The sequence below is a fragment of the Luteimonas viscosa genome, from assembly GCF_008244685.1.
GTDB classification, from domain to species: domain Bacteria; phylum Pseudomonadota; class Gammaproteobacteria; order Xanthomonadales; family Xanthomonadaceae; genus Luteimonas; species Luteimonas viscosa.
On record NZ_VTFT01000001.1, the window covers coordinates 1,824,159 to 1,838,136 of the forward strand.

At 71.2% G+C, this 13,978-nt stretch carries 15 protein-coding genes; 11 read left to right on the forward strand and 4 right to left on the reverse strand.

Annotated elements, in window-relative coordinates; all coding sequences use genetic code 11:
* The first annotated feature begins 73 nt into the window (after positions 1-73).
* Positions 74-2,698: a glycerol-3-phosphate 1-O-acyltransferase PlsB gene (gene plsB, locus FZO89_RS08065; RefSeq protein WP_149102769.1), complete on the forward strand. Its 2,625-nt coding sequence runs from the start codon at positions 74-76 to the stop codon at positions 2,696-2,698.
* Positions 2,699-2,727: 29 nt separating this feature from the next.
* Here the strand turns inward: plsB and FZO89_RS08070 are convergent, their stop codons facing one another.
* Positions 2,728-2,934 (reverse strand): YdcH family protein, encoded by a 207-nt coding sequence (locus tag FZO89_RS08070; protein ID WP_149104092.1) that lies wholly within the window; start codon positions 2,932-2,934, stop codon positions 2,728-2,730.
* Positions 2,935-3,082: 148 nt separating this feature from the next.
* On the opposite strand from FZO89_RS08070, the gene bamE reads away from it, so the two are divergent.
* Entirely contained in the window at positions 3,083-3,664 is a 582-nt protein-coding gene (bamE, locus tag FZO89_RS08075; protein WP_149102770.1) for an outer membrane protein assembly factor BamE domain-containing protein, read from the forward strand.
* Positions 3,665-3,755: 91 nt separating this feature from the next.
* Here bamE and adhP read toward each other — a convergent pair whose 3' ends face one another.
* Positions 3,756-4,784 carry an alcohol dehydrogenase AdhP gene (gene adhP, locus FZO89_RS08080; protein ID WP_149102771.1) on the reverse strand — a complete coding sequence of 343 codons (1,029 nt, stop codon included), beginning with the start codon at positions 4,782-4,784 and terminating at the stop codon, positions 3,756-3,758.
* Between the two features lie 140 nt (positions 4,785-4,924).
* Between adhP and ttcA the strand changes: the two genes are divergently transcribed.
* The 4 genes from ttcA to FZO89_RS08100 all read left to right on the forward strand — a co-directional run bounded on the left by ttcA (position 4,925) and on the right by FZO89_RS08100 (position 8,493).
* Positions 4,925-5,860, forward strand: a complete 936-nt coding sequence (gene ttcA / locus FZO89_RS08085; RefSeq protein WP_149102772.1) for a tRNA 2-thiocytidine(32) synthetase TtcA — start codon at positions 4,925-4,927, stop codon at positions 5,858-5,860.
* A gap of 150 nt (positions 5,861-6,010) precedes the next feature.
* Complete coding sequence (locus tag FZO89_RS08090) at positions 6,011-6,916, forward strand: recombination-associated protein RdgC (protein WP_149102773.1); 906 nt, start codon at positions 6,011-6,013, stop codon at positions 6,914-6,916.
* A gap of 113 nt (positions 6,917-7,029) precedes the next feature.
* The gene (locus FZO89_RS08095) at positions 7,030-7,812 is read left to right on the forward strand and encodes a M48 family metallopeptidase (RefSeq protein WP_149102774.1); all 783 of its coding nucleotides are present in this window, start codon (positions 7,030-7,032) and stop codon (positions 7,810-7,812) included.
* A 162-nt stretch (positions 7,813-7,974) separates the two neighbouring features.
* The gene (locus FZO89_RS08100; protein ID WP_149102775.1) at positions 7,975-8,493 is read left to right on the forward strand and encodes a hypothetical protein; all 519 of its coding nucleotides are present in this window, start codon (positions 7,975-7,977) and stop codon (positions 8,491-8,493) included.
* 75 nt (positions 8,494-8,568) lie between these two features.
* Here FZO89_RS08100 and FZO89_RS08105 read toward each other — a convergent pair whose 3' ends face one another.
* Together FZO89_RS08105 and hemH are read right to left on the reverse strand one after the other, a co-directional pair.
* On the reverse strand, positions 8,569-9,438 hold the full coding sequence (locus FZO89_RS08105; protein WP_149102776.1) for an alpha/beta fold hydrolase: 870 nt from the start codon (positions 9,436-9,438) through the stop codon (positions 8,569-8,571).
* The gene (gene hemH / locus FZO89_RS08110; RefSeq protein ID WP_149104093.1) at positions 9,438-10,430 is read right to left on the reverse strand and encodes a ferrochelatase; all 993 of its coding nucleotides are present in this window, start codon (positions 10,428-10,430) and stop codon (positions 9,438-9,440) included. Before hemH ends, FZO89_RS08105 begins: the two co-directional genes overlap by 1 nt.
* Before the next feature lie 148 nt (positions 10,431-10,578).
* Between hemH and FZO89_RS08115 the strand changes: the two genes are divergently transcribed.
* The 5 genes from FZO89_RS08115 to FZO89_RS08135 all read left to right on the forward strand — a co-directional run bounded on the left by FZO89_RS08115 (position 10,579) and on the right by FZO89_RS08135 (position 13,967).
* A complete protein-coding gene (locus FZO89_RS08115) occupies positions 10,579-11,496 on the forward strand; it encodes a lipid-binding SYLF domain-containing protein (protein WP_149102777.1) in 918 nt (305 codons plus the stop codon).
* Between the two features lie 128 nt (positions 11,497-11,624).
* On the forward strand, positions 11,625-11,867 hold the full coding sequence (gene tatA, locus FZO89_RS08120) for a Sec-independent protein translocase subunit TatA (protein ID WP_149102778.1): 243 nt from the start codon (positions 11,625-11,627) through the stop codon (positions 11,865-11,867).
* Positions 11,868-11,891: 24 nt separating this feature from the next.
* On the forward strand, positions 11,892-12,503 hold the full coding sequence (gene tatB / locus FZO89_RS08125; RefSeq protein ID WP_149102779.1) for a Sec-independent protein translocase protein TatB: 612 nt from the start codon (positions 11,892-11,894) through the stop codon (positions 12,501-12,503).
* A complete protein-coding gene (tatC, locus tag FZO89_RS08130) occupies positions 12,487-13,257 on the forward strand; it encodes a twin-arginine translocase subunit TatC (RefSeq protein ID WP_149102780.1) in 771 nt (256 codons plus the stop codon). The genes tatB and tatC overlap by 17 nt, the downstream gene beginning before the upstream one ends.
* Positions 13,254-13,967 (forward strand): RDD family protein, encoded by a 714-nt coding sequence (locus tag FZO89_RS08135; protein ID WP_149102781.1) that lies wholly within the window; start codon positions 13,254-13,256, stop codon positions 13,965-13,967. Before tatC ends, FZO89_RS08135 begins: the two co-directional genes overlap by 4 nt.
* Positions 13,968-13,978 lie beyond the last annotated feature (11 nt).

Sequence of the window (13,978 nt, forward strand, 5' to 3'; positions counted from 1 at the left end):
GGAGATCCATTCAGCTGCCCTTGACATCGCCACCCCTCGCCGCGGTGCCGACCCCACCCCGCGCACGGGCATAATGAAAACGATGCCCACGCAGCCGAACCTGTTCGAGGCCCCGCCCCCCGGCGGCGACGGCCCCTCCCCCGGCGACCAGGCGGCCGCCGCGCGCGCCGTGCCGCCGCGCGTGGCCGCGCTGCGCAGTGGGCGGCCGTGGTGGGCGAAGCTGGCCGGCTGGGTGCTCAGGCCCTGGATCGCGCTGAAGATCGAGCCGCAGTCGCCGCCCGACCTGGTCGACCCGCGCCCGGTCTGCTACGTGCTCGAGGACTACGGCCTGTCGAACGCGCTGATCCTCGACCGCGCCTGCCGCGAGACCGGCATGCCCGGGCCGCTGCGGCCGCTGCCGGGGGACCCGCTCGGGCGCAAGCGTGCCTACGTGGCGCTGTCTCGGCGCAACGCCGGCGGCGCACTGGCGCTGGCCACCGGCCAGGCGCCGCCGAAGAAGACCCATTCCGAATCGCTGGCGCGCCTGCTGGAGGCGCACCGCGAGGATCCGGCACTGGACGTGCAGCTGGTGCCGGTGTCGATCTTCGTCGGGCGTTCGCCGGACAAGGCCAGCGGCTGGTTCTCGGTGCTGTTCTCGGAGAACTGGGCGATCGTGGGCCGCTTCCGCCGGCTGTTGTCGATCCTGCTCAACGGCCGCGACACCCTGGTGCAGTTCGCCACCCCGGTGAGCATCCGCGACCTGCTGGCCGAGGACCTGCCGCCCGAACGCACGGTGCGCAAGCTCTCGCGCGTGCTGCGTACCCACTTCAACCGCCTGCGCGAGGCGATCATCGGTCCCGACCTGTCGACCCGGCGCCTGCTGATCGACAAGGTGCTGGCGTCGCAGCCGGTCAAGGAGGCGATCGCAGACAAGGCGCGACGCGACGGCAGCTCGCCGGAAGAGGCGTGGAAGGCCGCGCACGCGATGGCCTACGAGATCGCCGCCGACTACTCGCACCCGGTGGTGCGCTCGGCCTCGTTCCTGCTGACCGCGGTGTGGAACCGGATCTACCGCGGCGTGCTGGTGCACCACCTCGACCAGCTCAAGGCGGTGGCGCCCGGCAACGAGGTGGTCTACGTACCCAGCCACCGCAGCCACATGGACTACCTGCTGCTGAGCTACCTGCTCTACACCAAGGGCATCGTGCCGCCGCACATCGTCGCCGGGATCAACCTCAACCTGCCGGTGATCGGGCCGCTGCTGCGCCGCGGCGGCGCGTTCTTCATCCGCCGCTCGATCCGCGGCTCGGCGCTGTACTCGGCGGTGCTGGCCGAGTACGTGGCGCAGCTGATCGCCGGCGGCTATTCGATCGAATACTTCGTCGAGGGCGGGCGTTCGCGCACCGGCCGGCTGCTCCAGCCCAAGGGCGGCATGATCGCGATGACCCTGCGCGCCTACCTGCGCCAGCCCTCGCGCCCGGTGCTGTTCCAGCCGGTGTACATCGGCTACGAGAAGCTGATGGAGGGCAACAGCTACCTCGACGAACTCAGCGGCAAGCCCAAGGAGAAGGAATCGATCTGGGCGTTGCTGTGGAGCATTCCCAGGGTGCTGCGGCAGAACTACGGCCAGGTGGTGGTGAACTTCGGCGAGCCGATCCCGCTGGCCGCCCTGCTGGCCGAGCATGCGGCCGACTGGGACGGGCAACCGCTCGACGACGAGGACAAGCCCGACTGGCTGTCGCACACGGTCGACGCCGCCGCGCAGCACATCCAGGTCAACATCAACCGCGCCGCCGACGTGAACCCGATCAACCTGCTGGCGCTGGCGCTGCTGTCCACGCCCAAGCACGCGATGGGCGAAGGTGACCTGCTGGCGCAGATCGAGCTGTCGAAGACGCTGCTGGCCGAGGTGCCGTATTCGGAACGGGTCACCGTGACCCCGCATTCGCCGCGCGAGATCGTCGCCCATGGCGAGGAGATCGGCGTGCTGCGCCGGGTGGCGCATCCGCTGGGCGACGTGTTCAGCGTCGGCGACGACGACGCGGTGCTGCTGAGCTATTTCCGCAACAACGTGCTGCACCTGTTCACCGCCTCGGCGTGGATCGCCTGCTGCTTCCAGCACAACCGCCGGATGTCGCGCAACACGCTGCTGCGGATCGGCCGCGCGGTGTATCCGTTCCTGCAGGGCGAGCTGTTCCTGCCGTGGGACGAGGACGGCTTTGCTGCGCGCATCGACCGCACCATCGAGGTGTTCGTGCGCGAGGGCCTGCTCGAGCGCGCGAGCGAGGACGACGGCGGCATCCTGGCGCGCAATGCCGGCCAGTCCGACGAGGTGTTCCGCCTGCGCGCGCTCGGGCACCCGCTGCAGCAGGCGTTCGAGCGCTACTACATCGCGATCTCGGTGCTGGCCAAGAACGGCCCCGGCGCGCTCGGCGCCGGCGAGCTCGAGAGCCTGTGCCAGCTCGCCGCGCAACGGCTGAGCCTGCTGTACGCGCCGGCCGCGCCGGAGTTCTTCGACAAGAGCCTGTTCCGCGGTTTCATCCAGAAGCTGCGCGAGCTGGAGCTGGTGAAGCTGGACCAGAACAGCAAGCTGGTGTTCGACCAGCGGCTGGAATCCTGGGCCAAGGACGCGAAGGTGATCCTCGGCCGCGAACTGCGGCACACGATCGAGAAGGTCAGTCCGGAAGCGGCGAAGCCGGAGCCAGACGCAGGCACGTAGGCGGAATACCGGGCCCGATCGGGCCAGTGCTACGCGGGCTCGTCGGGAATCAGCGCGCTTTCCAGGCGGGCGATCGCGTCCTTGAGCTGGAGCTTGCGCTTCTTCAGCCGCTTGATGGTCAGCTCGTCGCTGACGATGGTCGCCTGCAGGGTGGCGATGGCGGTATCGAGGTCGCGGTGCTCCAGCCGCAGGTCGGCCAGCTTGCGGGACAGTTGGGCGGGATCGGCAGGCTGCATCGCCACGGAAGCTTACACGCCCGTGTGGCGCGACGCCGCAGCCGCGGGCAGAATGGGCCCGCGCGTCGGGGGCAACGCGCGCAGGGAGGATCCCGAACCCCTGGCCACGCATCGCGGCGGGCCCGGCCGCCATGGACGGAGCAGACGAATGGACAACAACGCAAGGCGCAACGGACTGTGCACACTGGGCCTGATCGCGCTACTGGCCGCGGGCGGCGCGTTCGCACAGGACAGGTTCGACGGCTATCTTTGCTGCAACATGCGCAGCGACGGCAGCTGGATCAGCGACAGCAACTACGCGGAGAACGGCAAGCGGGTGATTCCCGCAGGCACGCCGGTGAAGGTGACCGGTTACGGCCGCTACCGGGTGAAGGTCGAGATCGACGGCGAGCGCCAGGCGATCGGCAACGACTACAGCCGCGACCTCGACAACGCCGGCTTCGCGCGCCGCTACGTGGTGGTCGAGGACCCGAAGCCGACCATTGCCGGCTGGCCACCCAAGGTGCGCGAGGCGGTGCAACGCTCGAAGGTGACGCCGGGCATGACCCGCGCGCAGGTGCTGGCCTCGCTGGGCTATCCGATCAGCAGCGAGAACCCGGACCTCGACGCCGATCTGTGGCGCTATTGGCTCGACAGCTTCAGCGAATTCCAGCTGCATTTCGACGCGAAGGGAAGGGTCAGCGGCATCACCACCGACCCGTCCACGCAGAACCGCGTCTGGACGCCCTGACCTGGCATCGGCGCTGACCTGGCGCCCCGCCCGACCACCGTGGCGGGGCGGCTGTCGGGCCGGGTTTCGCACCTGGAGCGTCGGCGCCCGCTCAGGCCGCCATGTCCAGCACGATGCGGCCCTCGATCTCGCCCTTGTGCATGCGCGCGAAAATGTCGTTGATGTTCTCGAGCCGGTCCGCGGCCACGGTCGCGCGGACCTTGCCCTGCGCCGCGAATTCCAGCGATTCCTGCAGGTCGAGCCGGGTGCCGACGATCGAGCCGCGCACGGTGATGCCGTTGAGCACCATGCCGAAGATGTCGAGCGGGAAATCGCCGGGCGGCAGGCCCACCAGCGACATCGTCCCGCCCCGCCGCAGCATGCCCGCTGCCTGGGCGAAGGCGCTGCGCGAGACCGCGGTGACCAGCACCCCGTGGGCGCCGCCGATCTCCTGCCTGAAGAATGCCGCCGGGTCGGTGTCGCGGGCATTGACGGTGACCGTGGCGCCCAGGCGTTCGGCCAGCCGCAGCTTGGCGTCGTCCACGTCCACCGCGGCGACGTTCAGGCCCATGGCCTTGGCGTACTGCACCGCCATGTGGCCGAGTCCGCCGATACCGGAGATCACCACCCAGTCGCCGGGCCGGGTGTCGGTGACCTTCAGGCCCTTGTAGACGGTCACGCCGGCGCACAGCACCGGCGCGATCTCGACGAAGCCGATGCCGTCCGGCAGATGGCCGACATAGCCGGCATCGGCCAGCACGTATTCGGCGAAGCTGCCGTTGACCGAGTAGCCGGTGTTCTGCTGCGACTCGCACAGCGTCTCCCAGCCGCCGAGGCAGTGGGTGCAGTAGCCGCAGGCCGAATGCAGCCAGGGCACGCCGATGCGGTCGCCCTCCTTCACGTGGACCACGCCGTCGCCGACCGCGACCACGTGGCCGACGCCTTCGTGGCCGGGGATGAACGGCGGGCTGGGCTTCACCGGCCAGTCGCCCTGCGCCGCATGCAGGTCGGTGTGGCAGACGCCGCAGGCGGCCACCTTCATCAGCACCTGGCCGGCGCGCGGACGCGGCACCTCCACTTCCTCGATGACCAGCGGCCGGTCGAAGGCGCGCACCACCGCGGCTTTCATGGTCCTGTCCATTGCGCACTCCGATGTCCGGGAGGGTCAGCCTGCGCGTGCGGCCTCGCGAACGCCTTGATTCGGATCAAGAAAGCCCGGCAAACGCGCCGCGCGGCGGTTTCGTACAGGCGTGGCGGGGCAGGCACCGGTAAAATCGCGCCATGAGCACCGTCCTTCCCCTGCCCACGCCGACCCTGCGCCATGCCGGGCGCCGCGACGCGCACGAGGTCAACAAGCTGGCCAAGCGCCTGCGCCACCAGGTGGGCAAGGCGATCGCCGATTTCGGCATGATCGAGGACGGCGACCGGGTGATGGTGTGCCTGTCCGGCGGCAAGGACAGCTACACGATGCTCGACATCCTGCTGCAGCTGCAGCGCAAGGCGCCGGTGTCGTTCTCGATCGTCGCGGTCAACCTCGACCAGAAGCAGCCCGGTTTTCCGGAGCACGTGCTGCCCGACTACCTGCGTTCGCTCGGCGTGGACTTCCATATCATCGAGCAGGACACCTACTCGGTGGTCAGCCGGGTGGTCCCGGAAGGCAGGACCATGTGCTCGCTGTGCTCGCGCCTGCGGCGCGGCGCGCTCTACACCTGGGCGGCGGAGAACGGCATCACCCGGATCGCGCTGGGCCACCACCGCGACGACCTGGTGGCCACCTTCTTCCTCAACCTGTTCTTCCACGCAAAGCTCTCGGGGATGCCGCCGAAGCTGCTCTCCGACGACGGCCGCCACGTGGTGATCCGGCCGCTGGCCTACGTGCGCGAGGACGACATCGCCGCGTACGCGCAGGCGAAGGCGTTCCCGATCATCCCCTGCAACCTGTGCGGCTCGCAGGAGAACCTGCAGCGCAGGCAGGTGCAGAGGATGATGGCCCAGTGGGAGCGTGAAACGCCCGGACGGATCGAGACCATCGCCCGCGCCCTGGGCGCCATCCGTCCCTCGCAGCTGAGCGATCCGAACCTGTTCGACTTCCTCTCCCTGGGCGGCCGCGACGGCGCCGCGCGAGCCGATGCGCGCGCGTGGCTGACGGGCGAGCCTCGAGCCACGTCCGACCCTGGCGACGCCCAGGCCATGCCGGCATCGACGTCGTCATCCTGACGCAAGCCGGAGTCCGGCGCCGCCCGTACCTGCTGCAGTCACGATCCCCACAGCACTATCCCCGGGCTCGGCGTTGCCGGAGCGACGGCACCGGGCTTCCTGGCGCCCAATCACCAATCACGAATCACCAATCACGAATCACGGATATCCATGTTCTTCAGAAACCTCACGCTGTTCCGCTTCCCCACTTCGCTCGACCTTTCGAAGCTCGATGAACTGCTCGCCGACCATCCGCTCAAGCCGGTCGGCGCGCTGGAACTGTCCTCGCGCGGCTTCGTCTCGCCCTTCGGGCGCGAGGGCGAGGCGTTCTCGCACCGCATCGGCGATGCGGTCTGGCTCACCGTCGGCGGCGAGGACCGGCTGCTGCCGTCCTCGGTGGTCAACGACATGCTCGCCAAGCGCCTGGCCGAGGTGGAGGAAAAGCAGGGCCGCCGGCCCGGCAGCCGGATGCGCAAGCAGATGAAGGACGACCTGGTGCACGAACTGCTGCCGCGCGCCTTCGTGCGGCCTTCGCGCACCGACGCCCTGCTCGACCTCGACCACGGCGTGTGCGCGGTGGACACCTCCAGCCGCAAGGCCGGCGAGGCGGTGGTCTCGGAGATCCGCCACGCGCTGGGCAGCTTCCCGGCGCTGCCGCTCAACGCCGAGGTCGCGCCTCGCAGCGTGCTGACCGGCTGGATCGCCGGCGACCCGCTGCCCGACGGCCTGTCGCTGGGCGAGGAATGCGAGCTCAAGGATCCGGCGGAGCACGGCGCGGTGGTCAAGTGCCAGCGCCAGGAGCTGCAGAGCGACGAGATCTCCAAGCACCTCGAATCGGGCAAGCAGGTCACGCGGCTGGCGCTCACCCTCGACGACCACGTCTCGTTCGTGCTCGGCGAGGACCTGGTGGTGCGCAAGTTCAAGCTGCTCGACGGCGCGGTGGACCAGCTCGAATCGACCGAGCGCGAGGACGTGCGCGCCGAACTCGACGCGCGGTTCGCGCTGATGGCGGCCGAGTTCGCGCGCCTGTTCACGGTGCTGGAGAAGGCACTGAAGCTGTCGAAGGCCGACGCGTGAGCCACCCGGGCGCGACCGACCCTGCGCAACCGGCGCTGGAAGAGGAGCCACCGGCGCGCACCGGATCCTCGACCGTGCGTGTGCGACGCGTCCGCAACCGCTAGCATTCGCCCATGCTCTCCCTGTTCCGGCTGTCGCCTCCCGCACCCCGCAAGCCGTCGGGGCTGCAGCGCGACACCGTCGCCTTCGTGCTCTCCGACGGCCGCCGCATCGACGTGCTGCGCGTGCGCGATCCGCGCGCCAAGCGCCTGCGCCTGAGCGTGGGCGAACGCGGCGCGCGGCTGACCCTGCCGATGCGGGCGAGCCTGGTGTCGGGCGAGCGCTTCCTGCACGAGCACCGCGACTGGCTGACCGAACAGCTGATGCAGCTGCCCGGCGACGCGCTGCCGCTGGTGCGCGGGGAAACGGCCACGTTGCCGTTACGCGGCGGCCGGGTGGCGCTGCACTGGGAAGACGGTCGCGTCGCCCGCGTGGTCCGCGAAGGCGATGCGGCGACGATGCAACTGCCGGCACGCGCCGGCAGCGCCGCGATCAGCCGCGCGCTGCGCGATTTCTACGAAGCCGAGGCCCGCGCCGACATCGGTGGCTGGCTGCCGGCCTATCTGCCGGGCCTGCCGCGACCACCGGCGCGGATCCGGCTGCGGGTGCTGTCCTCGCAGTGGGGCTCGCTGGCGCCCGACGGCACGCTGACCCTGGACCTGGCGCTGGTGCTCGGGCGTCCGTCGGCATTCCGCTACGTGCTGGTGCACGAGCTGTGCCATCTGGTCCACGCCGACCATTCGCGCGCGTTCTGGCGGGAGGTGGAGGCGCGGTGCCCGGACTGGAGGGAGGAGCGCACCTACTTCCATGCCGAAGGTCGGCGGCTCAAGGCGGCGCTGCACACCCTGCTGGGCTGATACCCGCCGCGGCCGTTGTGCCCGGTCCGCGCGCGCTGCAGGCTTGCCACAGGCTAGCGGCTGCTGGTGAACGGCGGCGCGGCGCGGTTGGCCGCCCTGCCGCGTCCTCGCCGTTAACCGCCATGACCCGAGGCGCCTGCCGCAGGGCGCAGAGGGGGTGCGATGAGCGTTGTCCGGAACCGTGTGACCCGCCTGTGCACGGCCATGCTGGCCGTGGCCTCGCTGCTGCCCGGGTGCCAGCGGGCCGGCAATTCGATCGCGGAGACCGCGATCGAGCGCGCCACCCGGGGATACGGCGACGCCGCGGACACGGCGCCGGGCCACAGCGGCGTCCGCGCCCCGGCGGGCGCCGATTCGCTGGCGCTGCCCGGCCACTTCCCCGAGGATGTCTACCTGCCGGACGGCTACCGCGTGAACAGCGTGATGGACCTGCAGGACGTCAGCGTGCTCAGCCTGAGCGCCCCGGGCGAGGTCGGGCCGCTGTTCGTCGCTGCGCGCGACGCGATGCAGGCACAGGGCTGGACGCAGACCCTGGCGGCGCAGCACTCGGTCGATACCGCGATGCTGGCCTTCGAGAAGGACGGCGGCGACGGTGCCCGCAGCGCAACCCTGTCGTTCAACCGCAACAACGGCGACGAGCGGGTGATCGTCGGCGTGCAGTTGCGGCAGCGCCGGCACTAGCGGCCAGGCCCGCGCCCCTGCCTCCGGAGCCAGGGGCGTCCGATCCCGCACCCGGCCCGAATGCCGGCAGGCGACTCAGTCGCGCCGCAGCAGGAAGTCCCCGATCGCCGCGGCCACCGCCTGCGGCTGCTCCATGTGCAGGTGGTGCCCGCCCGGCAGGACCACCAGTTCGCCACGCGGCAGCAGGGCGGCGTGCTCGCTGCGGCGGGGCTCGGGCAGGTAGGGCTGGGGCGGATCGGCGTGGATCACCCGGGTCGGGCATTCGATCCCGGCGATCAGGGCGCGCACCTGGGCTTCGGTCATGCGCAGCATGGTCGGCAGGGTCAGGCGCGGATCGCTGCTCCATTCCCATCCGGCACGGGTGTCGTCGACCAGCACCTCGCGCACGCCGCGTTCGACCAGCAACCGCGCCGAGGCCTCGTCCATCGCGCCGGTCAGCGCCAGCGTACGCGCGCGCACCGGCGCATCGAGGTCGGTGAACACGCGCAGGCGCTTGCCCGCCAGGGCCCGCCCGGCGGCGACCGCGTCGCGCAGGCGTCGCACCGTGTTCTCCGGGAGATCGGGCAGTGCCCCCAGCGCCTCGATCGCGACCAGCCGTTCGACCCGCTGCGGGCAAGCCGCCGCCACCAGGCTGGCGATGCCCGCGCCCATCGAGTGGCCGAGCAGGGCGAAACGCTCCCAGCCCAGCGCATCGGCGGCATCGAGCACGCTGTGGACCGCAGCGGCGAACGAATAGTCGGCGCCCGGCGGCAGGTGCGCGCTGCGGCCGTGCCCGGGCAGGTCGATCGCGACCAGTTCGAGGCCGGGCAGGTGCGCGGCCAGCGGTACGAAGCTGGCGGCGTTGTCGAGCCAGCCGTGCAGGGCGAGCACGCGCGGCTGGCCGGGCTCGCCCTGGCGCAGGCCGTGCAGGCGCCCGAGCGGGATCTCGAGGGTGGTTTCGCGCATCAGGCCGCGGCGTCCCGCCAGGCGGCGAGCTCGCGCCGCACCAGCGCGGCCAGCGCGTCGGCATGCGCCGGGGCATCGTTGAGGCAGGGGATGTAGCGCATCGCGCGGCCACCGGCCTCGACGAAGACCGCGGCGTTCTCCATCGCGATTTCCTCCAGCGTCTCCAGGCAATCGGCGGCGAAGCCCGGGCAGACCACGTCGACCTCGCGCACGCCCTCGCCCGCCAGCGCGCGCAGGGTGTCGTCGGTCGCCGGTCCCAGCCAGCGTTCGCGGCCGAAGCGCGACTGGTAGGCGAGCAGGTATTCGTGTGGCGCGAGGTCCAGCGCGCGCACGAGTTCGGCGGTGCTGGCCTCGCATTGCGCCTGATAGGGATCGCCCGCGTCCACCAGCCGCTGCGGCAGGCCGTGGAACGAGAACAGCAACCGCTGGCCCCGGCCGTTCGCCTGCCAGTGCGCGCGGATGGAATCGGCGACCGCGGACACCCAGCCCGGGTCGGTGGCGTATTCGCGCACCACCCGTGCGGCCGGCGCACCCGGGGTCGCTTCGACCAGGGCCGCCACGGTACCGGTGGTGGTCGACGAATACTGCGGGTACAGCGGCAGCACCAGCACCCGGCGCACGCCTTGCGCGCGCAGTTCGCGCAGGCGCGCGGGCAGCGCCGGCTCGCCGTAGCGCATCGCATGCGCCACCGCGAACTCCGGCAGCCGCGGCTGCAACGCGGCCGCCAGCCGGCGCGTGTGCACGCCCAGGGGCGAACCGCCCTCCATCCAGATCTCCGCGTACTTCTTCGCCACCCGCTTCGAACGCAGCGGCAGGATCACGCCGTAGAGCAGCGGCCACCACAGCAGCTTCGGGATCTGCACCACGAAAGGATCGGAGAGGAATTCGCCCAGGTAGCGCTTCACCGCCGGCGCCGTCGGCGCTTCCGGCGTGCCGAGGTTGACCAGGAGCACGGCGGTATCGGGCGCGGCGGCGGCGGCGGAGGTCGTCATCGCCATAGGATGGCAGGCCGCGCCGCGCTTGGCACCGTCGGCCGCCATGACGCAGCGATCCGCCGGCACAACTCATCCGCGATTCATCGCCCCGTCACTAGCCTGAGCCGTCGCCGCGACGCGGTGTCCAAGCCCCCCGGAGTTGCAGATGCCTCGTTCCCGCCCGACCCGTACGCCGAGCAAGACACCGATCGCCGCCGTGCTGCTGCTGACCCTGTCGCTGGCCGCCGGTGGCGCGGTCGCCGGCCCGGAGGAAGACGCGCGCGCGCAGAACGCGCTGCGGGTGCTGACCGAGGTGCAGGCGATCCCCGAGTCGGCGATTCCCGACAAGCTGCTCGACGAGGCGCGGGCGATCGTCGTCATCCCCGACACGCTGAAAGTCGGCCTGGTGCTGGGCGGTCGCCGCGGCCACGGCCTGCTGTCGGTGAAGTCGCCCGACGGTACCTGGTCCAGCCCCAGCTTCGTCAAGATCACCGGCGGCAGCATCGGCTTCCAGGCCGGCGTGCAGTCGTCCGACGTGGTGCTGGTGTTCCGCAACGACCGCAGCCTGGAATCGATCGTCAACGGCAAGGTCACGCTCGGCGCCGATGCCGGCGTGGCGGCCGGTCCGGTGGGCCGCAACGCCGCCGCCGCCACCGACGGCCAGCTCAAGGCCGAGATCTGGTCGTGGTCGCGGGCGCGCGGCCTGTTCGCGGGGGTGGCGCTGGACGGCGCGGTGCTGCAGATCGACAACGACGCCAACCGCGAGGTCTACGGCGACAACACCACGCCGCGGATGATCTTCGAGGGTCGCGCGCAGCAGCCGCCTTCGGATGCGGTGGTCGCCTTCCGCGACCAGCTCGAGGAAGCCACCTCCGCGGCCCGCGCCGCGCGCGGCACCGAAGGGGCGCCGGCGACCACTGCCACCGCCTCCGCCACGGCCGCGGCCACGGCACCCGCTCCCGGCGACGGCGTCCAGACCGCTCCGATCGTCGACGACACCGCCCCGCGGGACCCGCAACCGCAGCCGTTCGTGCCGGTCGACGACAACCCGGCCCTGGTGGAGCCGCTGCCGGAAACGCCCTGAGCGCGTATCGGCGCTGAACCGGAAACGCCCTGGACGCACGCTTCGGGCCTGAACGCGCACCCGCGCACGACCGCCGCAGTCGGCGTGGAGTATCCTGAGCGTTCCTCACGGTTTCCCGGGAACAGGCAATGGGTAGTTTCAGCATCTGGCATTGGCTGATCGTGCTGGTCGTGGTGCTGCTGGTGTTCGGCACCAAGCGCCTGCGCGGCGCCGGCCGCGACCTCGGTGAGGCGGTGAAGGGCTTCAAGAAGGGCATCTCCGACGAGGACAAGCCGGCCGGCGAACTCGACCACCAGTCGACGTCCGAGCCGCAATCACGCGAAGACACCGTGTCGGGCAAGCCCCGGCAGGACGACACCGTCTCGCGCTGACGCCGCGGATCCGCGGCTGCCGCCATGTTCGACATCGGATTCACCGAACTGCTGCTGATCGCGGTGGTCGCACTGGTCGTACTCGGTCCCGAGCGCCTGCCGAAGGCAGCGCGCTTCACCGGGTTGTGGGTGCGGCGCGCGCGCGCGCAATGGTTCTCGGTGAAATCCGAACTCGAGCGCGAACTGGCCGCGGAGGAACTCAAGCGCAGCCTGCATGACGCGAAGCAGGCCGCCGCGCGGCTGCAGGACACGATGCGCGAAACCGAGGACGAGGTGCAGGCCAAGGTCCGCGAGGCCGAAGCCGAGGCGCGGCGCGAGATCGAGAGCCTGCGCCGCCAGACGAGCGCTGCTCCCCGCTCCTCGGGCGGCGCATCGTCGTCGTCGGACCCGGCGCTGGAAGATGCACCCGCGCGCCGTTTCGACGCACCGCCCGGCACGGCGGAGCTGCCGGCCCCGCAGGACGCCGCAGACGGTGCCACGCCGGCCCCGCCCCCCGCGGACGCATCGCCCACCGCAGCGGATTCGCCCCACGCTTCGTCCGCATCCGCGCCACCGGCCGATGCGCCGCGCCAACCCGACCTGCCCGGCGTCACGCCGGCCACCGAGACGGACCCGGACGATGGCCGCCGACGCTGAACACGACGACGGCGGCAGCAGCCTGATCGAGCACCTGGTCGAGCTGCGCTCGCGCCTGCTGCGCGCGATCGTCGGCCTCGGGATCGCGCTGGTCGCGCTGCTGCCGTTCGCCAACCGGCTCTACGGCTGGTTCGCGCAACCGCTGCTGGACAAGCTGCCAGAGGGCGCGCAACTGATCGCGGTGGAAGTGGCCTCGCCGTTCTTCGCGCCGCTGAAGCTGGCGTTCTTCGCCGCGGTGATGGTGACCATGCCGTGGCTGCTGTACCAGGCCTGGGCCTTCGTCGCGCCCGGCCTGTACCGGCGCGAGAAGAAGCTGGCGCTGCCGCTGCTGGTGTCGGCGGTGGGACTGTTCTACGCCGGCTGCGCGTTCGCGTTCTTCCTGGTGTTGCCGACGGTGTTCGGGTTCCTCACCGCGGTCACGCCGGACGGCGTGGAGATGATGACCGACATCAACGCCTACCTGAACTTCGTGCTGGTGATCTTCCTCGCCTTCGGCATCAGTTTCGAGCTGCCGGTGGCGCTGGTGATCCTGGCGCTGCTGGGGTGGGTGACGCCGGCGCAGCTGAGCGAGTGGCGTGGCTACGCGGTGGTCGGCATGTTCGTGCTGGCGGCGATCATCACCCCGCCCGACGTGGTCTCGCAGCTGATGCTCGCGATCCCCATGTGCCTGCTGTACGAGGCCGGGATCATCGCCGCACGCATGGTCGCACCGAAGCCGGATCCCGACACCGCCGATACCGCGGACGACGCATGAGCGCGGAGCCGCCGCGGCTGTCGGTCGCGCCGGCCGCGTTCCTGCAACGCTACGCGGCGTGGTCGCTGGACATGGCGCTGCTGCTGGCGGTGGCGATCCTGGCGTGCGGCACGCGCATCCGCGACGGCGCCGCGCGCATCGACACCGCGTTCGATGGGATCGTGCGTTCGATGGCCCAGGCCATGGCCGACCTGCTGCTGCACGGCGCGACCCCGCTGGACCTCGCGCGCGGCTGGCTGGACGATCCGCGCCAGCGCGCCGCGATCGCCGCGCTGTCCGACGCCGTCGCCGCCACCGTGTTCCCGCCGCTGCTGCTGGCCGCGCTGCTGGCGCTGGCCTGGTTCGCGGCATTCGAGGCCTCGGCATGGCAGGCCACGCCCGGCAAGCGCGCGCTCGGCCTGCGCGTGGTGGACACGGGCGGCAGGCGCATCGGCATCGCGCGCGCGGCCGGGCGCCACCTCGCCGGCGCGCTGTCGTGGATCACGCTCAACCTCGGCCACCTGCTCGCGCTGGTGCCACCGCGACGCCAGGCCCTGCACGACCGCGTCGCAGGCACCCATGTGACGCGGAATGCGAACATCGGCGAACGGCTGCCGGCGTGGGCGATCGCGTGGCTGGTCCTGCAGGTGGTGGCGACCGTCGCCGTTACGGCGTGGCTGCTGCTCGCCGCACAGGCATCGATGCAGCGCGCCTTCGAGGCGTTGCTGTAGGCACTGCTCCA